The sequence below is a fragment of the Paenibacillus sp. FSL R10-2734 genome (assembly GCF_037963865.1).
GTDB lineage: Bacteria > Bacillota > Bacilli > Paenibacillales > Paenibacillaceae > Paenibacillus_AQ.
The window spans coordinates 246804-272489 of the sequence record NZ_CP150170.1 but is presented as its reverse complement, the minus strand read 5'-3'; the positions used below and the strand labels follow the sequence as shown (position 1 = coordinate 272489).

30 protein-coding genes, 1 pseudogene and 1 riboswitch are annotated in these 25686 nt (G+C 45.7%); of the genes and pseudogenes, 23 read left to right on the top strand and 8 right to left on the bottom strand.

Going from position 1 to position 25686, the window contains the following annotated elements:
- Positions 1–87: 87 nt before the first annotated feature.
- Positions 88–1353 (bottom strand): GTPase HflX, encoded by a 1266-nt coding sequence (gene hflX / locus NSS67_RS01275; RefSeq protein ID WP_339317983.1) that lies wholly within the window; start codon positions 1351–1353, stop codon positions 88–90.
- 485 nt (positions 1354–1838) lie between these two features.
- Here hflX and NSS67_RS01270 point away from each other — a divergent pair, with 485 nt between their 5' ends.
- The 4 genes from NSS67_RS01270 to NSS67_RS01255 all read left to right on the top strand — a co-directional run bounded on the left by NSS67_RS01270 (position 1839) and on the right by NSS67_RS01255 (position 5789).
- The gene (locus NSS67_RS01270; RefSeq protein WP_339317982.1) at positions 1839–2642 is read left to right on the top strand and encodes a hypothetical protein; all 804 of its coding nucleotides are present in this window, start codon (positions 1839–1841) and stop codon (positions 2640–2642) included.
- 61 nt (positions 2643–2703) lie between these two features.
- Positions 2704–2815, top strand: a riboswitch (TPP riboswitch).
- A 109-nt stretch (positions 2816–2924) separates the two neighbouring features.
- Positions 2925–3560 (top strand): ECF transporter S component, encoded by a 636-nt coding sequence (locus tag NSS67_RS01265; protein WP_339317981.1) that lies wholly within the window; start codon positions 2925–2927, stop codon positions 3558–3560.
- Positions 3557–5056 carry an ATP-binding cassette domain-containing protein gene (locus NSS67_RS01260; RefSeq protein WP_339317980.1) on the top strand — a complete coding sequence of 500 codons (1500 nt, stop codon included), beginning with the start codon at positions 3557–3559 and terminating at the stop codon, positions 5054–5056. Before NSS67_RS01265 ends, NSS67_RS01260 begins: the two co-directional genes overlap by 4 nt.
- Complete coding sequence (locus NSS67_RS01255) at positions 4998–5789, top strand: energy-coupling factor transporter transmembrane component T (RefSeq protein ID WP_339317979.1); 792 nt, start codon at positions 4998–5000, stop codon at positions 5787–5789. Before NSS67_RS01260 ends, NSS67_RS01255 begins: the two co-directional genes overlap by 59 nt.
- Before the next feature lie 127 nt (positions 5790–5916).
- Here NSS67_RS01255 and NSS67_RS01250 read toward each other — a convergent pair whose 3' ends face one another.
- Together NSS67_RS01250 and NSS67_RS01245 are read right to left on the bottom strand one after the other, a co-directional pair.
- Positions 5917–8934 carry a DEAD/DEAH box helicase gene (locus NSS67_RS01250; protein ID WP_339317978.1) on the bottom strand — a complete coding sequence of 1006 codons (3018 nt, stop codon included), beginning with the start codon at positions 8932–8934 and terminating at the stop codon, positions 5917–5919.
- Positions 8931–10580, bottom strand: coding sequence for an SWIM zinc finger family protein (locus tag NSS67_RS01245; protein WP_339317977.1), 1650 nt, complete (start codon positions 10578–10580; stop codon positions 8931–8933). The genes NSS67_RS01250 and NSS67_RS01245 overlap by 4 nt, the downstream gene beginning before the upstream one ends.
- A 382-nt stretch (positions 10581–10962) precedes the next feature.
- On the opposite strand from NSS67_RS01245, the gene NSS67_RS01240 reads away from it, so the two are divergent.
- Positions 10963–11430: an Hsp20/alpha crystallin family protein gene (locus tag NSS67_RS01240; protein WP_339317976.1), complete on the top strand. Its 468-nt coding sequence runs from the start codon at positions 10963–10965 to the stop codon at positions 11428–11430.
- Between the two features lie 175 nt (positions 11431–11605).
- On the top strand, positions 11606–12613 hold the full coding sequence (locus tag NSS67_RS01235; protein ID WP_339317975.1) for a DnaJ C-terminal domain-containing protein: 1008 nt from the start codon (positions 11606–11608) through the stop codon (positions 12611–12613).
- Between the two features lie 344 nt (positions 12614–12957).
- Here the strand turns inward: NSS67_RS01235 and NSS67_RS01230 are convergent, their stop codons facing one another.
- Positions 12958–13410, bottom strand: a complete 453-nt coding sequence (locus tag NSS67_RS01230; protein WP_339317974.1) for a hypothetical protein — start codon at positions 13408–13410, stop codon at positions 12958–12960.
- Between the two features lie 25 nt (positions 13411–13435).
- Here NSS67_RS01230 and NSS67_RS01225 point away from each other — a divergent pair.
- Positions 13436–15106: pseudogene (locus tag NSS67_RS01225) on the top strand (AAA family ATPase); the annotation flags it as partial.
- A 16-nt stretch (positions 15107–15122) separates the two neighbouring features.
- Here NSS67_RS01225 and NSS67_RS01220 read toward each other — a convergent pair.
- Positions 15123–16565, bottom strand: coding sequence for a recombinase family protein (locus NSS67_RS01220; protein ID WP_339317973.1), 1443 nt, complete (start codon positions 16563–16565; stop codon positions 15123–15125).
- 350 nt (positions 16566–16915) lie between these two features.
- The gene (locus tag NSS67_RS01215; RefSeq protein WP_339317972.1) at positions 16916–17497 is read right to left on the bottom strand and encodes a hypothetical protein; all 582 of its coding nucleotides are present in this window, start codon (positions 17495–17497) and stop codon (positions 16916–16918) included.
- A 162-nt stretch (positions 17498–17659) separates the two neighbouring features.
- Here NSS67_RS01215 and NSS67_RS01210 point away from each other — a divergent pair, with 162 nt between their 5' ends.
- Complete coding sequence (locus NSS67_RS01210) at positions 17660–17986, top strand: LytTR family transcriptional regulator DNA-binding domain-containing protein (protein ID WP_339317971.1); 327 nt, start codon at positions 17660–17662, stop codon at positions 17984–17986.
- A 592-nt stretch (positions 17987–18578) separates the two neighbouring features.
- Here the strand turns inward: NSS67_RS01210 and NSS67_RS01205 are convergent.
- Entirely contained in the window at positions 18579–18950 is a 372-nt protein-coding gene (locus NSS67_RS01205) for a helix-turn-helix transcriptional regulator (RefSeq protein WP_339317970.1), read from the bottom strand.
- Positions 18951–19105: 155 nt separating this feature from the next.
- On the opposite strand from NSS67_RS01205, the gene NSS67_RS01200 reads away from it, so the two are divergent.
- The 13 genes from NSS67_RS01200 (at position 19106) to NSS67_RS01140 (ending at position 24192) form a co-directional block, all read left to right on the top strand.
- The gene (locus NSS67_RS01200) at positions 19106–19351 is read left to right on the top strand and encodes a helix-turn-helix transcriptional regulator (RefSeq protein ID WP_339317969.1); all 246 of its coding nucleotides are present in this window, start codon (positions 19106–19108) and stop codon (positions 19349–19351) included.
- Positions 19352–19364: 13 nt separating this feature from the next.
- Positions 19365–20138, top strand: coding sequence for a phage regulatory protein/antirepressor Ant (locus NSS67_RS01195; protein WP_339317968.1), 774 nt, complete (start codon positions 19365–19367; stop codon positions 20136–20138).
- A 63-nt stretch (positions 20139–20201) separates the two neighbouring features.
- Complete coding sequence (locus tag NSS67_RS01190; RefSeq protein ID WP_339317967.1) at positions 20202–20333, top strand: hypothetical protein; 132 nt, start codon at positions 20202–20204, stop codon at positions 20331–20333.
- Positions 20326–20565 (top strand): hypothetical protein, encoded by a 240-nt coding sequence (locus NSS67_RS01185; RefSeq protein WP_339317966.1) that lies wholly within the window; start codon positions 20326–20328, stop codon positions 20563–20565. The genes NSS67_RS01190 and NSS67_RS01185 overlap by 8 nt, the downstream gene beginning before the upstream one ends.
- The gene (locus NSS67_RS01180) at positions 20555–20761 is read left to right on the top strand and encodes a hypothetical protein (protein ID WP_339317965.1); all 207 of its coding nucleotides are present in this window, start codon (positions 20555–20557) and stop codon (positions 20759–20761) included. Before NSS67_RS01185 ends, NSS67_RS01180 begins: the two co-directional genes overlap by 11 nt.
- Before the next feature lie 242 nt (positions 20762–21003).
- Positions 21004–21126: a hypothetical protein gene (locus NSS67_RS01175; RefSeq protein ID WP_339317964.1), complete on the top strand. Its 123-nt coding sequence runs from the start codon at positions 21004–21006 to the stop codon at positions 21124–21126.
- The gene (locus NSS67_RS01170; protein ID WP_339317963.1) at positions 21123–21404 is read left to right on the top strand and encodes a hypothetical protein; all 282 of its coding nucleotides are present in this window, start codon (positions 21123–21125) and stop codon (positions 21402–21404) included. The genes NSS67_RS01175 and NSS67_RS01170 overlap by 4 nt, the downstream gene beginning before the upstream one ends.
- Positions 21343–22266 (top strand): AAA family ATPase, encoded by a 924-nt coding sequence (locus NSS67_RS01165; RefSeq protein ID WP_339317962.1) that lies wholly within the window; start codon positions 21343–21345, stop codon positions 22264–22266. The genes NSS67_RS01170 and NSS67_RS01165 overlap by 62 nt, the downstream gene beginning before the upstream one ends.
- A gap of 3 nt (positions 22267–22269) precedes the next feature.
- Positions 22270–22683, top strand: a complete 414-nt coding sequence (gene ssb / locus NSS67_RS01160; protein ID WP_339317961.1) for a single-stranded DNA-binding protein — start codon at positions 22270–22272, stop codon at positions 22681–22683.
- 132 nt (positions 22684–22815) lie between these two features.
- Entirely contained in the window at positions 22816–23232 is a 417-nt protein-coding gene (locus NSS67_RS01155; RefSeq protein ID WP_339317960.1) for a hypothetical protein, read from the top strand.
- Positions 23233–23793: a YopX family protein gene (locus NSS67_RS01150; RefSeq protein WP_339317959.1), complete on the top strand. Its 561-nt coding sequence runs from the start codon at positions 23233–23235 to the stop codon at positions 23791–23793.
- A 58-nt stretch (positions 23794–23851) separates the two neighbouring features.
- The gene (locus tag NSS67_RS01145; RefSeq protein ID WP_339317958.1) at positions 23852–24001 is read left to right on the top strand and encodes a hypothetical protein; all 150 of its coding nucleotides are present in this window, start codon (positions 23852–23854) and stop codon (positions 23999–24001) included.
- Positions 23998–24192 (top strand): hypothetical protein, encoded by a 195-nt coding sequence (locus NSS67_RS01140; protein ID WP_339317957.1) that lies wholly within the window; start codon positions 23998–24000, stop codon positions 24190–24192. Before NSS67_RS01145 ends, NSS67_RS01140 begins: the two co-directional genes overlap by 4 nt.
- On the opposite strand, the gene NSS67_RS01135 is transcribed toward NSS67_RS01140, so the two are convergent.
- Complete coding sequence (locus tag NSS67_RS01135) at positions 24189–24404, bottom strand: helix-turn-helix transcriptional regulator (RefSeq protein ID WP_339317956.1); 216 nt, start codon at positions 24402–24404, stop codon at positions 24189–24191. The genes NSS67_RS01140 and NSS67_RS01135 overlap by 4 nt on opposite strands.
- A gap of 136 nt (positions 24405–24540) precedes the next feature.
- Between NSS67_RS01135 and NSS67_RS01130 the strand changes: the two genes are divergently transcribed.
- Together NSS67_RS01130 and NSS67_RS01125 are read left to right on the top strand one after the other, a co-directional pair.
- On the top strand, positions 24541–24711 hold the full coding sequence (locus NSS67_RS01130; protein ID WP_339317955.1) for a helix-turn-helix domain-containing protein: 171 nt from the start codon (positions 24541–24543) through the stop codon (positions 24709–24711).
- A gap of 2 nt (positions 24712–24713) precedes the next feature.
- Complete coding sequence (locus NSS67_RS01125) at positions 24714–25574, top strand: DUF4373 domain-containing protein (RefSeq protein ID WP_339317954.1); 861 nt, start codon at positions 24714–24716, stop codon at positions 25572–25574.
- Positions 25575–25686 lie beyond the last annotated feature (112 nt).

Genomic DNA, 25686 nt, shown 5'->3' with positions numbered 1-25686 from the left:
AAGCTAAGAGAGTGCCATGAAGAACAATTTTCCTGCAAAAAAATCCCGGACCTTCGATAAGGCCCGGGATTTGCTGTGTTCTATTACCTAAAGCTCTATAAAATCGTTGCGGAATTTCTCGAAATCAGATTTTCTACATTCTAGTTCCAGCCGTGTTCCTGTTTCTTCATAGCTAGTCGATTGGACATGAGCGTGCTCGTTGAAATAAGAGACCACATTGCCGCGATCGAATGGAATCAGAATTTCACACTGAATATAGTCTGTAAACACATGACTGCGGATCAGCTCCGTAAGCTCAACCATCCCGCTGTTTTGTTTGGCGGAGAGATAGACACTGTCACCCTCAACATGAGGGTAAGGCAAGTCGGTTAGGTCAGCCTTGTTATAGGCATAGATCGTTGGGATTTGGTCCGCGCCGAGAGCTTTTAAAGTCTCATTGGTAACGGCCATATGCTGCTGATGCTGCGAATCAGCAATGTCGACTACGTGAATCAATAAGTCAGCTTCGGTCACCTCTTCAAGTGTGGAGCGGAATGCTTTGACCAGATGATGGGGAAGCTGGCTGACGAATCCGACGGTATCCGTTAATAAAAAGGTTTTGTGATCATGTAGCTCAATGCTCCGAACGGACGTCTCCAGCGTCGCGAATAACATATCCTTGGCGAATACTTGTTTATTAGAGCCGGGATGATACGTCTCTACCATCACATTCATTAAGCTGGACTTGCCGGTATTTGTGTAGCCGACGAGACAGACGACCGGAACCTCATTCTTATGCCGCTGCTTCCGCTGAATTTGGCGTCTGGCCACTTGCTGTTGAAGCTCAACCTGCAGCGCTGTAATCCGCTCTTCAATTCTTCTGCGATCCAGCTCCAGCTTGGTTTCACCAGCGCCTCTGTTCTTGAGTCCAGCACCGCCGCCTTGTCTGCCGAGTGATTCTCGAAGACCTGTCAATCGGGGCAGCATATATTGCAGTCTGGCTACTTCCACTTGCAGCTGTGCTTCTTTGGTCTTCGCTCTTTCTGCGAAAATATTCAGAATCAGAATCGTCCGATCAATGACCTGACGGTCAAGAGAAGACTCCAAATTACGAATCTGTGAAGGGGACAGCTCATCGTTAAAAATAACAATAGGTGCATCATGCGCTTCTAAAAGCGCCGATAATTCTTGGATTTTACCTGTGCCGATATAGTGGGAAGGGTTAATCCTGCTGGCCTTTTGACTAAGTTCTCCTACAACCTCTAGGTCACAGGCAGCTGCCAGATTGCTGAGTTCTTCCATCGAATAGTCGAAGTTCGTTTCGTTTTGAAGCTGGACACCGACAATAATTGCTCTTTCTCGTAGTTGTTCCATATATTTATTCATCCTCCAATAGTAAATAGTAAACGCAAAAAAACACAGGTCATCTGCCTGTGCTTACGGTTCGTTAGAGGACGTCAGAACAAATGTGTAAGGAGAATCTCCGTTACGACATTAGGGTCTTCCATAGATATATCGAATTAAACAACGGCTTGGGCGTAGGGGAGCGATTACTTAATCCCTTACGAGTAGCAGTTGGTTTATTGGCTTCTATGGAGTTAAATGGGTAGACCAATCCTGAGTCCTCTGCACATGGGCAGAGCTTTAGCGCTATTCAATTAGCCGCGCAAAGTTCTAACTCGGATAAAGTCTATCACACGTAACCCTCCGTTCATAAAAAGTTAAATCGAGTTTACCACATCCTTTATTTGGTGGCAAATTTGTGTTTATACGCTGTGTAACACTTCTCTATTTTTAATCCAAGAATTCTAAAAAATGATCGCATATCATACATATATAATTTGATATTAATAGGAGGTGTGAAGACATTGCCTGTCCTCTCTACAAACACCATCATTAATTTACCTGTCGACGGTACTCGGCCAATCGATCAAGTTGTGATTAAAGCTGTGAACAATGGATCGGCTGACGCAGTTTGCTATTTAACGGGTTTATCCAATAGCGCTAGTCCGCAGACAGTTTTTATTGAGGAATTGTTTGAACTGCAATATCAGGAGACGTTAAGCAAGACCTACACCATTGTAGAGGAATTATTCCAATTTAATTTTGTATATTCGCAGGAGCAATTGAAGATTCAGGTTTTTCTTGTTGATGTAGAAGGGGTCTGGACAACCATTGATCTTGAAGCATTTCAAGTGAGCCGGATTACCTCGGAAATACGTGATAATGTGTCAGTTACATTGGTTGACTACGCAGCGATCAGTTTTATGAGGAGTCCTGGATTTACTATTCCACAAGGTCTTGCAGCTGAGATTAGACCGGCAGCCTTAGATATTCTATCCAAAAGACCTGTGCGTTATATGGTCGTCGCAGGGGGGACACTTGATGGGGCATTCGAAAATTATCCTACGCCAACAACGGATATTCCCGTCACGGACACGTCGCTGCTGGTGAATTACACCTGCACTACGGTCACGGGTGGAAAGGTGATTATGCAAGGTACAGGATCAGGGATCTCTGGTGCGTATGCGAATTTGGCAGTGAATTTACTTAACGAGCGACTCTCTTATGAGCTTCAGGATGAGCCGATTACTCTGGTGGTTAGCTCTCTCTCGGGTGATGATGATCTCGCAGTCACCTTTAAAATGTCCGAGCAATGGTGAGCGTGCTAGAGAAAATAATATTGCCAAAAGTTTACTTATAATATAAATTATAAGAAGTTGAATCGCAATAAACGGGTGCTTGATGAAGTCAGGCTGAGATAGCGGCCTTATGCCGCTGACCGTCGATCTGATCTGGGTAATGCCAGCGTAGAGACGTTATTGTCGAGCATCCTTTTTTTATCGGTGCCATGCGCTAGCCTACCCTTTTAGGGTAGGCTTTTTTAAATTACTCACATCATGCGAGCGACGAATCCAAGAACATGGAAGGGAAGTTGCTGAAGCATGGAACAAGCTAAGAGAGGACAAAGACAAGGACGGCAAGACAAAGGGACGGGGTCACGGGGATTGAAGCTGACTGATATTCTGGTAACCATCGTGATCGCGGTTGTATTCGGCATCATCTACAAAATCTGGGGACCAATGTACGACGTGGTCAAACCGCTGGGTACCCATGCGGAGCAAATGATATACGGTATGTGGTTCCTTGCCGGGACGTTCGCGTTTCTCGTCATCCGCAAGCCGGGAGTGGCGCTTCTGGCCGAGATTGCGGCGGCTTCCGTTAGCGCGCTATTGGGCAGCGAATGGGGGCTTTCGACCTTGTATTACGGTGCGTTGCAGGGGTTGGGCGCGGAGCTCATATTCGCCATTTTCCTCTACCGCAACGCGAACGTCTGGGTCACGTCGCTGGCCGCTCTCGGAGCGGCGGCTGGTTCGTTGGTGTTGGATTTCGGCTACGGTTACATTGAGTCGTTGTCTGCTTGGAACTATACACTGCTGATCGGATTAAGGGGACTCGGAAGTATCCTCATCGCCGGTATCTTCGCCTTCGGACTTTCCAAAGCACTTGAGCTCACGGGCGTAACCAAAGTGTTGAGGCCGGCGTCCAAGGCGGACTACGACGCATTGACACGGCTATGACGGAGTGTGGAGTCCCTATAGCTGCGGGAGTTAAGAACTTAAAGCTTAAGTTTGCCGGCGAGGACGCCTTGTTGTTCGAGGGACTTTCTCTTTCTTTCCGCCAGGGGGAGAAAACGCTGCTGCTCGGCCCGAGCGGATGTGGGAAATCGACGCTGCTGCAGGTGTTGAGCGGTTTGATTCCTGGTTCGGTCGAAGTTCCGATGATCGCCGAAGAGACGCTTGTTCCCGAGCGATGGGGATACGTATTCCAAGATCCGGATACGCAGTTCTGTATGCCATATGTGGACGAGGAGATGGCCTTCGTTCTCGAGAACATGCGCGTTCCTCGCGAAGAGATGGAGGGTCTGATCCGTCTTTATCTCGCTCAAGTCGGCTTGGATCGTCTTGATATCCATATCGCAATCCAATCGTTATCCCAAGGGATGAAACAGCGGTTAGCCATAGCATCCGTTCTGGCTATGGAACCGGAAGTGATTTTCCTGGACGAACCGACGGCGCTGCTGGATAGCGAAGGTACGGAGCTAATATGGTCTACGATCAGAAACCTATCCGAAGGCATAACTTTGATCGTCATTGAGCATAAGATCGAAGGCGTGATCGACTTTTTCGATCGAATCGTTGTGTTATCCCGGGAAGGAGTAGTTATCGCCGACGGATCACCGACGGAAATCTTTTCAGCTAAGAGGAGAGAGCTACAAGAATACGGAATTTGGTATCCCGGCGTCTGGGAGGACTATCTCGAAAATAAATCTCGGAGGTTGGACTGCATTGCTCGTTATTCAAACGCAAACGATCGGGAAGCTGTCTATCTGGAAATGGATGGGTTTCGCGGCAAACGAGGGAACGGGGCGGTAATTGAAGTCGGGAAGGCAATCGTCGCGCCTGGTCAATGGATCGGTGTCATCGGCCATAACGGAGCGGGCAAGAGCTCTTTGCTGCTCTCGATCATGCGACTGATCAAGACGGAAGGGATATGCAAGATAGAGGGCCGGGAAGCGAAGCATGTTGCACAAGCGGTCGAGCATATCGCGTTCGTTTTTCAAAACCCCGAGTTTCAATTCGTTACGCATTCGGTACGGGAAGAGATCGAGTATTCGCTGTTGCTGGATGGCGTTAATTGCGAGATTCGGCGCGCGAAGGCGGATAAACTAATGGAAGAACTTTATTTAGAGGACGTTGCCTCGCGGCATCCGTATCAGCTGTCGATGGGGCAGAAGAGACGATTAAGCGTCGCGACGGCGATCGTGAGGGGGCAACGCATATTGCTGCTAGACGAGCCGACCTTTGGGTTGGACGCCCGGAATACGTTCTCTTTGCTCGAGAAGTTGGAGCGGCTGCTTTCGGCGGGTGCCTCGATTATTATGGTCACGCATGATGCGCGGATCGTAGAGAATTTCTGCACAGCGTCATGGCGAATCGAAGACGGGAGACTTACCGATGCAATTGACCTTTCCCCACCGGGAAACCTGGCTACACCACGTCAATCCTACGCTTAAGATCGTCCTTTTCTCTCTCTGGTTCGCGGCGATTATTCTCATCCACGATTTTAACGTCATGGTAAACGTAGCCATCGGCTCGTTGCTGCTGCTTCCATGGTCCGGGCACCCATTGCGCAGATTGCTGCTATACGCCTCCCCTTTCTTGCTGATGTTCATGTCCACGTCTACGGGGATGATGTTCTTCGGCAAGGGAGAGACGGAGTGGGTCCGATGGGGATTGGTGATCATTACGGAAGAAAGCTTCTACAGAGGGCTGCACTTAGGGTTCAGGGCGCTGAGCATGGCGGCGGTTGGGCTTCTGTTTGGTCTGACGACGAGGCCGGTCAACCTCTTCTACTCCTTAATGCAGCAGGGGAGATTACCGGCTAAGTATGCTTACAGCTTCTTGGCCGCGATGCGGCTGGTGCCTATTCTCGTAGAAGAATTCCAGACCTTGCGCCACGCTTTGAAAGTCAGGGGAATGCGCAAACGAGGGAAGATATTTAACTTCTACCAGCTGTTGCACCGCTACGCGATCCCTTTGCTTGCCCAAAGCATACGACGCGCCCATAGAATAGCGGTGGCTATGGAAGCGAAGCGGTTTGCCGGGGAGGCCAAGAGAACTTATTATTATGTTTTCGGCTTTACGTACCGCGACGTCCTCTTCACCGTATATGCGTTCAGCGTATTCTGGTTGGCGTTCCTGGTCGGAAGCGAATGGCCTTACGCGGATATTACCGATGTTCGTTAAGCCACCTTTCAGTAATATCAAAAAAGCAGAAACTCCGCTATAAAGAGTTTCTGCTTTTTTACTGGATGAAACCAATGCTTTCGCTACACTATCAAGCGCCATCATGTAATACCTGCAAGCGGTAGGATTAGTCTGTTAAGCCTCGTCGCAATGTAAACAGGTCTTTCAGTGCCTCAGTAGAGAGCTCGGTAATCCAGCCTTCGGAGCTGGAGATGACATTGTCGCTTAGCTGCTGCTTACTCTCCAGCATCTCATCAATCTTTTCTTCGAGCGTCCCGAGGGCGATGAATTTATGCACCTGTACATCACGTGTCTGGCCCATGCGGTAAGCACGGTCAGTCGCCTGATTCTCAACGGCTGGATTCCACCAGCGATCAAAGTGGAATACGTGGTTGGCTGCGGTTAAGTTCAAACCGACACCCCCAGCTTTGAGTGAAAGGATGAATACATTCGGCTGATCAGACGGTGGTGTGTCTGGAAGTTTGGGCCCTTCGTCCGCAGAAGGTGCGGGCGTCTGAAATCGCTCAATCATTCGGTCGCGCGCCTGTTTGGAGGTGCTTCCGTTCAAATAAAGGACAGGCTCTCCGAGCTCCTGCTGTAGAACAGCCTGAAGCATTTTTCCCATACCTACATATTGAGTGAAGATGAGACAGCGCTCATCCTCCTCACGCAGCTCCTTAACCATATCCAGCAATCTTTCGAGTTTGGAAGAACGGTTAATGAGTAGATTGGTATCCAGTTTGTTGTCTGAATCTGTTTCAGGGAGGGCTTCCTTGGTCACAAGCATCGGATGATCACATAGCTGCTTAAGTCCGGTCAAAGCACCAAGAATGGCCCCCTTGCGCTCAATGCCTTCCAGCTTTTGCATGCGTTCCAACAGTCCGTTTACGGTCTGATCATAGAGCGCAGCTTGCTCAGCTGTAAGATGAACATAGGTTTTCATCTCATTTTTATCGGGCAAATCGAGCTGGATGTTAGGATCCTTTTTCTTACGGCGCAGCATGAACGGCTTTACCAGATTCTGTAGGTCCGCTGTACGTTTCTCGTCACGTTCCTTCTCAATGGCATTGCTGAATCGGTCGTTAAAGGATTTGGCGCTGCCCAGATAACCTGGGGTTATAAAATCATAAATGGACCACAGCTCGGATAATCTGTTCTCAATAGGTGTTCCTGTTAGCGCAATTCGGTGCAAAGCTGGGAAGCTGCGCACAGCTGCAGATTGCTTCGTTTGAGCGTTTTTGATATTTTGAGCTTCATCGAGGCAAATCGCCGCCCAAGTGAACTCCTTCAGTAGTTCCTGATCAAGCGCCGCAGTTGCATAAGAGGTGAGTACCACATCCGCTTGCGAAGCTGCGCCATAAAAGAATCCTGCGTCCAGACGGCGACTTCCGTAGTGAAGCATAACGTTTAAAGAAGGCGCGAAGCGCTGCAATTCCTTCTGCCAGTTGCCCAGCACGGAGGTAGGGCAGATGATCAGAGCAGGCCAACCCGGTGGGTCGGTCTGCCGACGGGATGAGCTAGCATCTGTATTCTCTTTGATGTGAAGTAAATATGCGATGAGTTGGACGGTTTTACCTAGTCCCATATCATCGGCTAGACAAGCACCTAAACCGAATTGACGCAGGAAAGTCAGCCAAGCATATCCTTCATGCTGATAGGTGCGCAGCTCTGCCTTGAGTCCTGCGGGCACCGCAGGCTTTGGCCATTGCGAGCGCTGCCCGAGCTGACCGATGAGGCTGATCAAATGCTCGTTTAGCTCTACCTCTAGACGTAGGCGGGCCGCATCCTCTTGAAGCTGCTCTTCCGCAGCTTCAGCGCCTGCTTCCTCCCCGGATCCTAGCAAATGAAGCTGAAGCACGTCTTGGAAGGACAAGCCTTGCGATTTGTCCATTCCGGCCATGGCTCTTTGAATTTGCGCCAGCAGCGTGGGATCGAGCGAGACCCACTTGCCCTTGAAGCGGACGAGCCGTTCTCCTCTTGCGACCAACTCGGCAAATTCAGCTTCGGTGAGATCAGCGTCGCCGATGGAGATTCGCCAATCGAAATCGATGATCGAATCGAGACCGAAGAGCGACTCGCCGCCGCGTTGGTTTTCGCCGGAGCTGATCTTGGCGCGGAGGCGCGGCTTTTTCCGGCTGGCGGCTTCCCACCACGCCGGCAGCAGCACTTGCCAGCCTGCTTCGAGCAGCCGCTGGCTCTCGGCCGTCAAGAACCGCCAAGCGATGGCATCGCTGAGCGGTTCGGCCAGCACGTCGCCGCCCGCCGCGAACCGCTCGGGCGGCAGACTGCCGCGGAGGCGCTCCAGCCATCCGGCGGCTCGCTCGTGCACGTGGGCCGACCATGCTGTCGGCCACAAGCCGTGCGGCTCGCCGTCATCGGCGAGCCTGATGGGAACAAGCGCGGATTCATCGCGCTTGTCCTGAAGGATCAGCTGCAGCCGCCAAGGGGATTCATCCCCTTCCGGTTCCAGCAGCTGAAGTGCTGGCCGGAAAGGCGCGGTATCCGCCTTCCAGCCAATGGCGATAAGCCATGCAGCGGTATCCATGCCCGCTGCAAGGGCCCCGCTTCTATCGAATAGAAGCGGAAATTCGCTCCGGAGGTCGCCTGCCTCGGCCTCCGTGCTGTAATACCTCTGCGATACGGCGGCGGAGAACGCCGCGCGTAAGCCGACGCTAAATTCGCTCCCGCCATTTAGCGCCTCAAGGGCCCCCTTCGCAGTGTCATACTCCACTGCCACCTGCGCTAGAGCTTCCTCGTCCCAACTCCATTGCAGTCTCCCGGCACGGTAAACAGATAGATCGGGTATATACTGTTTGTTCTCCAGACATACAGCCAAAAGTGGCGCCAGCTCAGTCAGATGAGCCGCATCGCCCTCCCAGATCCATTGGATATGCACTAGAAGCTTCTGCTCTGCAAAGAAGGGAATCACCTGCTCAGCAGGAAGAATTACTAGCTCAACACCTTTGCCAGCTGGTTGAACGGTTAATTCCGTACCATAAAAAGACGCCTCATGCCAGGCGAATAGCCGCTGCTTAAGCTGCAGACCGGGCACGAGATCTTCCCTTTCGTTCATTCCATATAATAAAGCGTCGCCATACTGGCTTAAAGTAAGCCGGATGGTCATCGTACGCAAATGCATATTCATGGTATTAGCTTTCCTTTCCGAAGCTCCTCTTGCAGCGCGCGGAGCCTGCTGTGCCTAGTGGTGAAGGCATCGAGGAACTCTTCCCACCGTTCTTCTTGTTTCATTTTTTTATACAGCTTGGATAATCGCTTCAAAAGTTTCACAGCCGCCTTGTAGCTGTGTCTATTCTTATCCAGCACAAATCTTTCGGCGGCCTGATGGTAGAAGGGCAGCAGAACTTCGGGTGCATTTTTCTCCATAGGCTGGAGGTCTGCAACACGAAATTCGGAAGGCTGTTTCCCGATGGACAGCTGATAATCCATCCATGTCTGCCATTTCTCATAGGCAATTAGCTTCTCTTCGTATACTTCACCAGAGATAGGTAACATAGTGGCTAGCGTATTCCACATCTGCGGCTCCGCTTCAGGAAGGTGACGAACGGCTTCTTCCCAGCTGGTCGAATAGCTATTCAGATTATAGAGTCTGCTGCTCAGCAGTGGACCGATCTGAACAAGCCAACCCACCAAGCGTGACCATTCACCTGCATCCAGAAGCGGGGAAGTGAAGCTCATAAGCTCATCGGGATGGAGACCCGGGCGCTCGGCGGCCTTATTCAGTAATTCCCAAGCCTTTTGGTCATCCTTCAGATAAAAATACATGCGGCTCTGGGCTAACAGCCACGCATGTCGTGACAGGGAAGCGCCTAATTCACTTTCTGCCTGCTGAAGCTGTTTGATTTCATCCAGGTAAAGCTTAGTCCCACCTGTATTCGGATAAATCCAGTTTCTCCACAGCAGGTCATAGCACAGTGAAAAAGACGGCTGATCCCGCAAGCGATCACGCGACTCCGTCAACATCTCGCGCCGCAAATAGGAGAGGGTCTCGATGACATGCGACCACAAGTCTTGCTCTTTCTCTTGCTCGGGAGATAGCGGGAGTGTGCTTTTTAACAGACGAGTAATTGCTTCCTGTAGCTCTGAGACCGCTACTTGCGTGTAATAGCCGAGTGATGAGGTAAAAGCGACCTGACCGGGTAGATTGGCGGAAGGCTTAGCCAGCTTTTCTAGAAGGAAAAGATGGGCATGCAGGGTGAATAGCTTGTCCATTTCCGGTGATAACTTCGGCTTAAATTTTGTAATGGAAGATAAGGCTCGATCTACATATTCAGGATTCCGGGTGGTATGCGCTAAAGGCGTGATGCAGAATGCAAAATACTCGCGCCACTCCGTGATTCCTCCATCAGCGATCCGGCCGGCATGCTCTTTAAGCTGCTGCTGGTACTTTCCATTTGCTCCGGCAGAGGAAGTGCTTGTGCTTGATATTTTTGGGAGAAAAGATGCGGCCTTGGCGTTAGCTAGCACTTGTACAGAGCGATTCTGTTGTTCAGCATAACTTAGTAGCACGGCTGCCATATGCTTGCAATGACCTGAAACAGGGCAGTTACAATGACAGCGAGTGAAGCTATCCAGATCAATGGAAACACGGTAATCCTCTCTACCTTCAACAAGGGCATTTATCTTAGATGGCTCCGTCATGGAGAACGAACGAATACGGCTTTGCTTATAATATTGGAACCCTCGTTTGAGGGTAAGGTCATCGAAATAATAGGCGACATTCTGGATGAGCTTACTCCACTGCGTATCATCCATAGTATAGGTTGGTTGCATACAATTGGTCTCCCGTAAGAAAAATGGTCGTTATTTGACTTTCATTATATCACTTCTGTTTGAGGAGGATTACTTGGCATTGAAATGAGTGTGAAGTTGCTGGCTTGTATTGAACGCGAGGCCTAAGCATATAATAATCCTACTCTTTGTCGGATGGGAGGATAACGGTGAATTTTATGTAAGATCAAACAAAGGTCAAAAAAGGTCAAAACGTTAAAAAAGGTTTATTTTCTAGTATAAAATCAGCTAATTTGCCTGAATTCAGCCAATAGTTGGCTTAAATCGGTTTTGTTATTCCTCATATAAGGGTCTATAATAAGGTTATAGGTCAAATATAGTCAAAGTCAAAATAAAACAAAGTCAATTGAGAGGAGAATGGATAATGTTTGATTTGGTTCCTTTTAGTAAACGTAGAGATGATGCTTTTGGTATGCTGGCTAAGTCCTTAAATGATGTTTTTAATGATGATTTTTTTGCACCGATCAAGAGCTCCACGATGTCCTTCAGAACGGATATTCGCGAGAGTGAGCAGGCTTACCTAATTGAAGCTGAACTTCCGGGCTTTAAAAAAGAAGAAATCGACATTGATTATGCCAGCCCTTACTTGACGATTAAAGCAGTTCGTAAGGAAGAGAATGCCGAGGAGAATAAAGAACATCAGATTGTACGTAGAGAACGCCGATATGGTGAATATGTTCGTAGATTCTATGTTCAGGATATTGCAGAGGAAGGTATTCGTGCTTCATTGAAAGACGGTATGCTGACGCTGGAAGTTCCAAAACGGCAAAAAACGCAAGGTAAACGCTTCGAGATTCAAGATAGCGATTCTATGGGTTTGCAGTCTGAATAAACCTAATTTAGGCTGAATTAGTTTCCGCTCAGCATCTTAGAGATAGGCGGCGAGCTTTTAATATAGTGTTATGAATAGAAGGCGCATTGTAGTGGAGGATTCCGGCTATGGTGCGTCTTTTCTCGGAATCGAACGATGAGTTGTATTTGATATAGCAATGAAAGGAGGAATCCGAGTGGCTAACAAAAGCTATTATGATGCTTTGGGCGTGAGCAAAACAGCAACTAAACAGGAAATTAAGAAGGCTTATCAAAAGCTAGCCAAGAAGTGGCATCCCGATGTGAACAAAGCCCCTGAGGCAGAAGCGAAGTTCAAGGCAGCGGCTGAGGCCTATGAAGTGATAGGTAATGAGGAGAAACGGAAGCTGTACGATGAAGAACTGCTGTATGGGGCTCAGCGTGGCAGAGCTAATGGAAACGCGTCTAGCGGAGCCTCATCTTGGGATTCAAACTTTGGTGGAGGCTGGAGTGGAGCCTATTCATCGGGAGGTGCAGGTATTCCGGAGGAAGATCTGTTCGGGATGTTTTTTGGAAATCGGGGGTCGGCGGATCGAGCGGGCTTTGACTTCTTTTCGGATAGTGGTAGCAGGCGTTCGAATGGCAGCAATCCGTGGGGTGAGGCCCGCGGTGCGATGCAGGCACAGCTGGATATTACATTGGAGCAGGCTTATAAGGGAGCAACTGTAAGAGTACAGATCGGTGATAAAACTGTGGATGTTCACGTTCCCCCAAGATCTAGTGAAGGCACAGTTTTAAAAATCGCTGGGAACTCTCAGAGTGGCATAGCTCAGGGTGGCGACGTATTGCTGGCCCTTCATATTCTTCCTCATGATATTTACGAGCTTCGAAATGGTGACTTAAACGGAGTGGTTGAAGTAGCTCCATGGCAAGCGGTATTGGGCGGAGAGGTGAAGGTTCCATTACCGGGTGGAGGTGCCGTGAAATTGAAGATTCCTGCAGGGATTCAGAGTGGCAAAACGCTGCGCATTCCCGGCAAGGGCTTGAAGCGTGAGAATGGTGCGAACGGCGATATTTTGTTTGGAATTGAGATAGTTATCCCTGAGTCAACCAGCGAAGCGGAGAAGAGTTTATACCGCAAACTTGCTGAGTCCAGTTCTTTCGAAGCTAGTGCTAAACGCCAAAGCGCTGGTGCGCAGCGCCGGAAGTCTAAAGTGGGTAATTAATAGATAGGTAGAGGTAGAGGTGATTTCGTGTGTTCGAGGTCAACTCTGGCTGGTGAATAGGGGAAATAGAATGCTAGTCGTAGAAAAGTAACTTGATTAGAAACTAACTATAGAAGAGACCTGTGAGAAGTGTCGGGAAAAGGGAGGGTAAAAGTGTTCTAAAGTGTTCTAAAGTGTGCTGAATACGAGCTAATGGGTGAAAGTGGGGTAAAAACACACCAGAATGCGCCGAATTCGGCTCGATGAACAAAAAGAGGGGTAAAAACACACCAGAATACGCCGAATTCGGCTCGATGAGCGAAAAGAGGGGTAAAAATACCCCAGAATGCGTGGAATTTGGCTCATTACCGGAAATGTACAGTATTAATCCTGCAGATTCCGCCAAATGTGGCCCAACGCCCAAAATCAACGGTATAAATCCCGTAGATTGCGCCAAATTCGGCCCAACGCCCGAAATGTACGGTATAAATCCCGTAGATTGCGCCAAATTCGGCCCATCGCCCGAAATGTACGGTATAAATCCCGTAGATCGAGCCGAATTCGGCCCATCGCCCGAAATGTACGGTATAAATCCCGTAGATCGAGCCGAATTCGGCCCATCGCCCGAAATCAACGGTATTAATCCCGCAGATCGAGCCAAATTCGGCCCAACGCCCGAAATGTACGGTATAAATCCCGCAGATTGCGCCGAATTCGGCCCATCGCCCAAAATAAACGGTATTAATTCCGTAGATAGCGCCAATGTGGCGCCCTAAATTAACCCATTCCCGGCCAAAACGGCCGATCCCATATATCATTCTTAAATAGAAAGGTGAGAGAGCTATGGATTTCAATAAACTTACTCAAAAGCTGCAGGAAGCAGTGGCTGCGGCGCAGTCGCTTGCATCAGATAGCGGACATCAGGAGATCGATAATCTCCATCTGTTAAAAGCATTACTCCAGCAGCAAGAAGGTTTGTTGCCAAGATTGCTGCAGAAGATGAATATCCCCGTAGCTGAGATGCTGCGCAGCACGGATGAACTGCTTGGGCGTAAGCCCAGCATAAGCGGATCAGGAGCAAGCACGGTACGGAGATATGCCTCGCAATCGCTGATCCATCTGCTGGAGCAGGCGGAGAAGGAAGCGGCGAAGATGCAGGACGAGTTTGTTTCCGTAGAGCATGCTGTGCTGGCGATGGTGTCGGATTCGAGCAGGGAGAATCGTGAGCTGCGTGATCTTTTTGTTAGTCGTGGACTAACACGTGAGAAGCTGATGTCTATACTTGCTGAGATTCGTGGGCATCAGCGTGTTACGAGTCGGGAGCCTGAGGCTACTTATGAGGTGCTAGAGAAATACGGACGTGATCTTGTAGCAGAGGTACGTGCGGGCAAGATCGATCCAGTCATCGGACGTGACGCAGAGATTCGACGCGTGATCCGGATTCTGTCCCGTAAAACAAAGAATAACCCTGTACTGATTGGTGAGCCAGGTGTAGGTAAAACAGCGATTGTAGAAGGTTTGGCTCACCGGATTGTACGCAAAGACGTACCAGAGGGTCTGAAGGATAAAACGATTTTCTCGCTGGATATGAGTTCCCTTGTAGCAGGCGCGAAGTTCCGTGGGGAATTCGAAGAACGCCTACAGGCTGTACTGAGAGAAGTTCGCGAAAGTAACGGCCGCATTATTCTATTTATTGATGAGCTGCATACGATTGTAGGCGCAGGTAAAACCGAAGGCTCGATGGACGCAGGCAATATGCTGAAGCCGATGCTGGCTCGGGGCGAACTGCACTGTATCGGTGCCACTACGCTCGATGAATACCGCAAGTATATTGAGAAGGACCCAGCGCTGGAACGCCGTTTTCAACAGGTGCTGGTCAGTGAACCGGATGTGGAGGATACGATCTCCATTCTGCGTGGTCTGAAGGAACGGTTCGAGGTCCATCACGGTGTCAAAATCCATGACAGCGCCCTCGTGGCCGCAGGAGTTCTGTCTAACCGCTATATCACAGATCGTTTTTTGCCGGATAAAGCAATCGACCTTGTGGATGAAGCCTGCGCGATGATCCGTACGGAAATTGACTCTATGCCAGGTGAGATGGATGAAGTGACACGTCGTCTGATGCAGATGGAGATTGAAGAAGCGGCGCTTAAAAAAGAAACCGATGACGCTAGCAAACGTCGTCTGGAAATCCTACAGCGCGAACTCGCCGATCTTAAGGAGAAGCAGCTTGGGATGACGGCGCGCTGGGAGAAGGAAAAGTCAGCGATTCAGGGCATCCGCGACCTGAAGAAACGGCTGGAGCAAGCCCGCAAGGATCTAGTCGATGCACAGGAAGAATACGATCTTAATAAATCAGCGGAATTGAGCTATGGCATCATCCCAGATCTGGAGCGGCAATTGAAAGCAGCGGAAGAAGCGGCACAGCAGGATCAGGATACAAGATTATTGCGTGAAGCTGTAACCGAGGAGGAAATCGCAGATATTGTTTCTCGTTGGACGGGCGTGCCCGTCAACTCGTAACTACTGTTTATGCCAGTATTATTTCTGAAATCCTCCAGTTTTTCTCCTCTTTAATGATAGAAATCTTTTTGAATAACGCCTGCATGATATCTTTCCGCGTTCGTTGTGAATATAACTCCCAATTATCTTTAATCTCATTAATCGTCTTGATCGCACGTTCAGGTGTTAAATGACTAACAACCTCTTTAGGAATTGTTGATAACTTTGCTTCAAGTTCACTAATTCGGATCATTTCTTCCTGCATACGTTTACTGAAATCAGCATACGGCATGTTTCCGTCACCATAAGCGAGCTGCCATCTTTCACGGCGGTCTTCACTGGACCGTATCGCCTTCTTGATTTCCTCTTCTTCACTCTTTGTTTTCTTAGGAACGTGCTTTCTATTATATTCCTCGCTGATTATATAGGTAGATTTAAACACAAGTGCTGTTAATTTTTTTTCTGACAAGCCACCTTGATCGCACATCCCAAATCTGGATTTATTCCCGCATACATAATGGCGGTTTTTATTCGCTGTCCGATTATCTGTTATACCTGTATAAGAATATCCACACTTCCCACACTTTAAAATTCCTCCAAACACATAATCATGTGTGTTTTGTGAGATTGTTCCTTCTCTACGGCGACTAAGTACTGTCTGAACTTGTTCAAATAGCTCATCAGATACAATTGCTTCATGCCGTCCATCTCTTACGATTGCCTCATCATCTTTTTTGAACTTATTGTGCACTTTTCCGCAATAATGCTTATTTTCTAGCGTTAGCAGTACCTTGCTATGATCCCAACGTGATCCTTTATTTCTGCGTATGCCATGCTCGTTAAGGTATTTTGCTATCATAGTAGAACCATCGCCTGCAGCATATCTCTCAAAAATAAAACGAACCCACTCAGCTTCATCCTCTTTAATCAGCAATCTACCATCATCCTGCCGCCGATATCCATATAGATCCACTGTGATGTTGTGTAATCCCTTCTCAGCACGTTTACGCATACCTTTGGTTACTTCTTCACCCAAGTTCTCGCGGAACATCTGAGCGAATATGCCTAACAAATATACAAACATACGGCCCATCGGGTTTGAAGTATCAATCTGCTCAGATAGGCTGATCAATTTAACATTTTTGGCGTTTACTAATTCAACAAGATCATAGAGGTCAGAAATATTACGTGTCAGACGGTCTAGTTTATGGATGATAACGGTATCAAACATTCCTGACTCTAAATCTCGAATTAACTCTTGTACTCCAGGTCTCTTGAGGTTTTTTGCTGACACTCCAGGATCGCTATACAATTTAATTAACTGCATATTATTAGAATTAACATATTCGATCAATTGGTCATGTTGTGCTTCCAATGAATATCCTTCTGAACTTTGCTTCTCCGTAGATACCCTTGTATATATTGCAACTTTTGTTTTACTTAACGGGGTACCGTCTACTTTGACCACCATGTAAATCACTCCTTACCTGTATTGTAGGATAGGGATAACAAAAAGACCATACCTGATTGAGTATGGTCTGATATAATCGTAGAGTACAATGGCATAAGGGCGGTCGGCTAATCTCCCGGAAGGGAGGTGAAGCCTGTGGAGGTATACCAAGCGATGACGCTGATGATTTCATTTGCGACTTTGGTTGTGTTGATTCTATCCTTCAACAAAAAGAAATAGACCGCCCTCTGGTAAAGGACTGCGGTCTATTCTGATCACCGTTACCAAGCCAACCGCTCTTAATGCGGATTGTACGTTGGAGTCGTGTTAGCGCACGGCTCCTTCTTTAGTTTATCTTAGCACAGTGAGTTTTATGCATCAAGATCTTCGTAATTACCTGTTTTGCCTCTATGGAATAACAGATAAGTCAATAAATTAGATGCCCATACTTCTAAGCTGATTAACATCACTCTAAAAACAATAAACACAACGGCCCCTTTCCATCCGAAAAAGTAAAAACTAGCTAGGACGAAAATCAATAGAACCATATTGCCTAGAGTCTCAAGATTTTTACTATGTGTTCCGTTATTATATCTTCCAAAAGAGGTTAAAATACCAATAATAAAACTTATGGAAATCATCCATGTCCAAAGATTGTCTGGCATATAAAAACGATACAATTTTCCTATTAATGTATCCATCCAATAAGCTTGAACATAATACACGCAACCGTAAATTAATATGTGCCTTAAGAATGGATAAGAATCCTTTATGTACAGTGAAGTATTAATGAAAAAAGAAAATAAGACACTTAGTATGATTATAGTAAAAAAAGATGTTCCAAAAATAAATACAATCATTGATTGCATTATTGTAGCAAGTAGTAAATACCATAAAAACTTAAAGAATGCTCCAATATAGTATCCTTGCATTAAACCTGGTTCTTGGTTCATTATTTTTCCCCTTATATATCCACATCGGCTGCGGAATTTGCTATATCATCTGTAATATCAACATTCCCCAACAATTAATGTAATTCACTGTAATATTTTGTGCAATGAATTTATTAGAAATCTCCCTTACGATTATCAAAAAACATCTTAGGGAGCACATAAATGAAGTTAATGGTAGTGAAACTGCACAATAGGACTGGTGAAGACACTGATTTTGTTGATATTGATATCAATGATGTGAATTATTTTGATCTATGGGAAAAAAGTTCCGGTCAAATCCTCGCATTTCACACATCTGAAGGATCTTATCTTGCTTTATCTACTCTAAAAGAAGCACATGCAGTATTCAGAATATATGGGTTCGAATTATTTGATAGGTCTACAGGTGTGAACAAACATAAGGTAAGAGATACGGAACTCATAGAAGATGGTTCAATAGTAAATTTTAAAGATGGAAGTCATGTTATTGTGCGTAAAAAAATATATTAACAGAAAAGTCAATACCCCTAAACCCTGTTTAAGGTGTATTTAGTATGCCAAAATTCGACAGCATATACTATCATATGTTGTTATAATTCAGTCATAAACCAACGTGGTTGATAAATTTATGTATCCGAGAATGATGAAGTACCACTTAAATGGTACTGTTACCCGAGAGTAGCTAATGCCACTCCGCTATCGCCATTCCCATACAAAAAGATCATCAATCTTGCAGTTAAGGAAATAGGCAATGATAGCAGCTCTCTGTATCGTGATATTATCCATTCGAAGGTGTACAATATCTGATATTCTCTGCTTACTTATCCCAGTATTATCTGCTAACCATTGTTGGTTTTTTCCAATCTTTTTGAGTAAATAGGGAATGCGACAGCTGACGGGTAATAACTCCATCACACTGCCACCTTATATTTTTTTATCAAAAATACGAACACTTGTTTCTAACGTACCAGTTATATGGTATTATTTTAAAAAAAACTTCGTGAGAGACACAAGGGAGAGAATGATATGGATGAACAGTTACGCGAGTCGGTACAAATTATTATTAGTAGAAAGAGAATTTCCATAACTCATGATGAACTAATTAATCACCTTTCTGAGCTGATTTCTTCATCTTTGCTAGATTATGAATTAAATCTCTTACAGCCGACTCAACAACTGGATCATCCCTAAGGCTTACCTTGTATTCAGCCTCCGCTTCTTTAATTACATTTAATATTACTTCTTCGGGGAGCGAGTAAGAATCGTTCTCTTTTTTGTCCCTTCCGTTTAACCAATCTAAGGAGACCTCATATAAATCAGCCATCCTATTTAGAATATCCGTGTCAGGATCTCTATAGTTTCTTTCGTATCCTGAAATAGTTCCGTTCGTCACACCTAACTTTATTGCAACTTCTTGTTGAGTAAATCTTTTGTTTTCACGCGCTTTTTTTAATTTGGATCCCAAATCACTCATTGGATATCCTCCTTTCAATACATTAATATACCAATATTAAGCGTTACGTATAATAAATTAAGCGATAAGCAAATAAAAACGCTTGACTAAGCGTAACGCATATATTATATTTAACTCACGAGTTAAGCGAAACGCTTAATCAGGAGGTGAAAACAGTGGAATACACCGCAAACCCAGTCATTAGAAATATCGAAGCTACTCGAAAGAAAAAAGGATTTACTATGAAACAAATTGCTGATCATTGCGGTAGAAGCGTTCCTTGGTACGCTGATATAGCAAAGGGAAGACGCAGAGTTTACCTTGAAGATATGTTGTTGATTGCCGAATCAATGAATGAGCATCCTAAAAATTTTTTTACAAAAAAACTAAGCGAAACGCATAGTTCGAATAAATCAGCTTAAGGAGTGATTATGTATGAACCAACTCAGGATTGTTAGTAAAGATGGAAAACTTCTTGCAGACAGTAGAGAGATAGCTTTTATGACTGGTAAAGATCATAGCAATATTATGCGAGACATACGCGGATATGTATCTGTTCTTGAAAACTCAGATTTGAATTCTCAGGATTTCTTTATTCCTAACACTTATAAAACAGAAGGTAACAATAAAACTTATGATTGCTACCTACTCACTAAAATCGGTTGCGACATGGTGGCGAACAAAATGACAGGTGAGAAGGGTATTTTATTCACAGCAACTTATGTATCGAGATTTGAAGAAATGGAACGTCAGATCATCACACAAGAAACACCATCATACATGATTGTTGATCCAGTAGAACGCGCTAAAAAATGGATCAGCGAAGAAGAGTCTAGAAAACTTTTTAAAGAAAAATCATTTCTGTTGGAACTGCAGGTTGAACAGGACAAGCCTAAAACAATATTCGCTGATGCCGTATCCACTTCTAATGATTCTATCCTAGTTGGTCAACTGGCAACGATCCTAAAGCAAAACGGAGTAAACATTGGTCAAACAAGATTATTCAACTTCCTCAGAGAAGAAGGTTACCTTTGCAAGTCCGGAGAGCGCCGCAACCTTCCTACACAAAAGGCGATGGAGCTAAAACTTTTCGAAGTCAAAGAGTTCACTGTTCATGGTAACTCAGGAATCAGAGTTAAAAACACACCTAAGGTGACAGGTCGCGGACAAATTTACTTCATTAATAAGTTTTTAAAACATTCCGCTTAATACATTTCAATTTTGCACAACTAATTACCTTCTAAACAAGAAAATTCTTCCAAGGAGGACAACATGGAAAAGACAAATATCGAGCAATTTCAGAGAGTAAAACTAAATGTTAACAACTTATCCCCAGAATTGGTACTACGAATGAGCAATGAAGTAGAACAGGCGAAGTTAAAGGAGGAGAAGAAAGTTGGCTAAAAAACTCGATGATATCACAAACCGCAGGCTGACGGTAATTCCATTCAAACGACCGGACAAGCCCAATCGTGAAACGCGCATCTTCACACCAACTTGCGGATGCGGCGCCGAAGCAGAGTATGAAGTTTACGACAACTTACAGCCACACTGTAAAAATTGCACTCAGGAAGCCATGACCAGCACCATCAAGCCATTTGTGAGACCGATTGGAGGGTTTGACGATGCAAGCTAACTATCCACAGACAATCGAGTACATTGTCATCACTTCAGACAACCGTATTATGCAGTGGCCAGCATTCGACGATGACAGCTTAATTCGATCATTGCACTTTTACGGTCATGCCGCCAAAAGAATTATGACGCTGGAAGACTACGAGGCTAAACAGAACGGTGTCACACAGGAAAGAGAGCTGAAAGAATCTGCTTAAAACGGTACTGGACATAATCGAACATTACAGAGGGGAGACGAAAGGGGATGATTCCACAGGATCGGACATTTTATCTGGAAATGGCGAAGTTGAAACCGAAGGACAGGCGATGGGTGATGATGTGCTTTAAGAATTACGCAAGAGTGTGGAAAAAGGAACAGGCAGCCATTGCAGGGCCGCCCGTGTCAGTTGCTTATTAAAAAACCTACAGAAATCATAACACGAATTAGGGAGGAATGACAGTGAGTAGTTGGGATGAAGTGATGGAACACATTGCGCAACTTGAGACGGAAAACGCCGAGTTACAACGCGAATTAGCTGAAGCAAATGACTACATCGAGCATTACGAGGATCAGCAGAGATGAAGACGCAGGACGAACGCATCCGGTACGTGATTCAGCACAAGGATGGCACGTTCCTGAACGTCCGTGGTGAGCGCAAATCAGACTTTATGACCGTAGACCGCTGGGTGAATGTAGAGGACGTATACGCGTTCCTACACGGGTATTACGCACCGGATAGACCGGAGGATTACCACGCACAGCCAGTACGGATCAAATATGAATTGGAGGTTGATGAAAATGTTAATACGCAAAGCCCAACGCAAGGTAACCAAAGCACGTGTGGGAATGACGGGACCTAGTGGATCAGGCAAGACTCTATCAGCGCTGCTTATGGCATACGGAATGACAGAGGACTGGGAAAAGATCGGCTTGATCGACACGGAGAACCGGAGCGCTGACCTGTACGCAGAGACGATGAAAGCTGGCGTTCAAATTGGAGAGTTTCACAAGATAGACATAGATCCACCGTACACTACTGAAAAGTACATTGAGGCTATCAAAGCTTTCGAGGATTACGGCGTTGAGGTCATCATAATAGATTCCCTTTCCCACGCTTGGGCTGGTGAGGGCGGTCTACTGGAACAAAAAGATCAAGCGTCAAAGGTAGGCGGTAAAAACAGTTACACAGCATGGGCTGAAATGACTCCCAAACAAAACAAAATGGTCGAGTCCATATTGAAAGCAAAATGTCACGTATTTACCACTATGAGATCAAAAACGGAATATGTGCTAGAAGCAAACGAGAGAGGTAAACAGGTCCCGCGTAAAGTCGGAATGGCTCCGGTGCAGCGTGATGGGCTGGAATATGAATTTACTATGGTGATGGACTTAACAGCTGATCACATCGCCACTGTGTCAAAAGACCGTACTGGATTGTTCGATGGTCAATACTTTACTCCGGATGTAGAGAGCGGTAAGAAGCTAGCAGAGTGGCTAGAGTCCGGTGAGAAACTTATATCACAAGATAGCATCGTAAAGATCAATACGAAGTGGATCGAACTTGGATTACAACCAGATTTCGTTGATCCACAGACAAATAAATTATTCGGAGCTCCACTTAAAGGAATCACAGAGAAGCAAGCGCAGGAGTTTATCACCAACTTGAATGAGAAGCTACAAGCTAAAAAAGAACAGGCTGCAGCCGAATCGAAGGGAGCATAACCAATGTTAAACCGCATTATTTTGATTGGCCGCCTTACTCGTGACCCAGATTTACGGTACACCCCTGCGGGGGTGGCTGTAACTCAATTCACACTTGCTGTGGATCGTAACTTCACCGGACAAAGTGGAGAGAAGGAAGTAGATTTCATCCCAATAGTCTCATGGAGACAGCTCGCGGAAACATGTGCTAACTACCTTCGCAAAGGTCGATTAACAGCAGTAGAGGGACGCATCCAAGTACGCAATTACGAAAACAACGAAGGTAAGCGCGTGTATGTTACAGAGGTTATCGCGGATAATGTGCGGTTCCTGGAATCAAATAGCACTGCAAGCAGTCAGCAACAGAGTAATCAAGCTGAGCCTTATAGCGGTGACGGTAAAGCAATCGACATATCTGATGATGATCTCCCATTCTGACCGGAGGTGTGACCATGCCATACATTGACGGAAACGCCTTAGCTCTAGTGTTAATAGGTATGTTGATTGGGTCCATAGCGACAATGGCGATTCTGTGCCTTATCCAAATGTGGTTTAAAGGAGAGGATTCAGTTGAGAAATAAGCCGAAGAAGCCAATAGCTCCGTGGAGGTCAGGAATCCTTGATCACCACAAACGCAATAAGCGAAAACGCGGCGATATCACCAAAGTAACTGCACAGGTACGAGAAGAGGTCAACAGACGGTCAATGGAGCTACTTGGCACAGACATTCCAGTATGCGAACGCTGCGGAACACCACGGGAACTCAGTAAGGCTCACATTCTCGAAGCTGCTCACATGGGACCTGGATATGATCCAGCCAACATCATGAACTTGTGTGGCACTCACGGATTCAGAGGTACATGTCACGATTGGGCTGATCAAACATTTATCGGGCGGCAGTGGAAGAAACAATACGGCGCGATGCTGCGGTTCTACTATAGCGAGGGTAACGGAAAAAACTATTGGAGTTATAAGGAGGAAGCATAGATGAGTAGAGAGATTAAGTTTAGAGCTTGGGACAAAGAACACGGAGTAATGTTGCACGACAGTAAGGGTGAATTTCCGTATGTTTCCGACACTCAATTTATCAAGATCGTTCATGATGGAGTATTACATGCAGATACACCAGATATGGGCCACTACGGAGGTGGTGATTGGTCGTACAAAGGCGGTAAATTCGAGATCATGCAATATACCGGACTGAAAGATAAGAACGGGAAAGAGATTTATGAAGGAGATATTGTTCAATATAGAAGCCTTGGAACACAGGGACACCATTGGCAATGGACTAGGGACGAGAATGGAAAAAAAAATTTTGGTGGGGAAATTAAATACGAAGGATACCTTTCAAAAGGAGTTGTTAAATACTCGGAAGGATCTTTCAGAATTGATATTTGCCACCTTCATGAAATTTTCCGTAGAGACGAAAGGCTATTCGAATATCGGGAAAGAGTTCATGGAATGACAAGCAAAACAGAAACTACTTACGGTGAATTCGAAGTAATCTGCAATATCTACGAGAACCCGGAGCTAATCCATGGAACGTAACCGTGTTATCCAACAAATGGACAAGCACCTATAAGTCTGCAAAACGTGCCCGAAGAAATTGGACAAGCGATGGGCTCACCCATCCTATAAACGGTTGCAGAAACATTGCAACGAGAAGTGTCCTACAGGTAAGGAACTACGCAAAGTCGCTGATGATCTCGATCAGATCGTGAAGGATAAACGCAAAAAGAAGGGACTGAGCGCATGACCAGGCAGGAACAGTTACGCAGTGACATTGCAGGTTGGCGTAAAGAAATTGAAATGTTCGAAGACTGTTTAAGATATGCAGTCAAGTACACAGTCTTGGGAGATATCGAGCATTACGGCGACTTACGCAATACAATAAACCGCCGTATCGAAGAGGCAGAGGAAGAACTGCATCAGTTAAAGAGTGCTTAGTCAGGGATGTATTCCAGCAGATCACCAACATTACATCCGAAATAGTCGCACAATTTGTTTAGAGTATCGTAGTCAATTCTTTTATTCTTTTCATCCCAAATATTGGTGAGGGTACGGCGATCTAGATTAGTCTCCCTTGCCAATTCTGATACATTACGAATCTTTTTGATCAACATTTGTTCATGCAATTTACTTTTAATCAATAGTTTCACCCACTAAAAGGTTATGTCATAACTGATTTCTATCATATCCAAAATACACATAAAGTAAATGATTCACAACATTTTGTACAATTAGATGTACAAATAGTGCAACTTATAGTAAAGTAATGACATAGAGGTGATAACAATGTTAGTAGACGCAAAAGAAATACAAAGAAGGTACAAAATCAGTAGACCCACCATATTTGAACTTATCAAGGAGGGTATGCCACACATTCGAATTTCCGAACGAATACTGCGGTTTGATCCAGATGAAGTCATGCGGTGGTTTGAGGAACGTCAGACCAAGGCGGTGTAATCATGGCAAGACCAAGAAAAGAAGGAATGGATTACTTCCCACACGATGTGAATTTATCATCAGACAAAAAGATAGATGCGCTAAGAATTATTCACGGAAATGATGGATACACATTCTTCTGCATCATGCTTGAACTGATATATCAGGAACCGAATTTCGAACTAGACGTTTCTGACGCAGAAACTATTCAGATACTCGCCAAAAAAGTAGAAGTAACTACACAAAAACTTCATGAAATGATTTTAACAAGTGTAAAGCATGGTTGTTTTGATCGAGAACGGTACGAAGATGATCAAGTTTTAACGTCAAACGGTATCAAAAAGCGTGCTTCTATCGTGGTGGACAAGCGTGAAAAGATGCGAAAAGCCTATGTTTCACCTAAAGAAGAGGTTTCTGTAGCAGTTTCTGCCGCAGAAACAGGGGTAGAAAGTACACAAAGTAAAAGTAAAAGTAAAAGTAAAGTAAAAGAAAAGAAAGATATAATACCAAAAATTAATTTTGCTGAATTCGTTTCTCTTACCCAAGAAGAACATAACAAACTCACTGAAACACATGGTGAAGATAAAGTGAAACGAATGATAGAAACCTTAGACAATTACAAAGGAGCAAATGGCAAGAAATACACCAGCGATTACAGAGCCATTTTAAACTGGGTTGTCAAAAGAGTAGAGGAAGATGATAGCAAACTCACTTTAATAAAAGGTGGTGGTAACGGTGGAAAGTATGGGACAAGTCATGCAGGGCCTTCTGAAGCGAGTCGAAAAGCTGCGAGCAGTGGCTCAGAACGATTCATTGGAAGTCCCGGAAGTGAATCAGGACTTACCACAGATGAAGTTAGAAAGCTCGCCAGCAATTTCGAATGAAGGTTGTCCTAGATGCAACTATACCGGGACCATCAATTCATTTAGGTGGGAACAACCAGAATGTTATCCTATTTCGATCCAAATAGCTGTAGTCGAAAATTGTTCCTGCCAC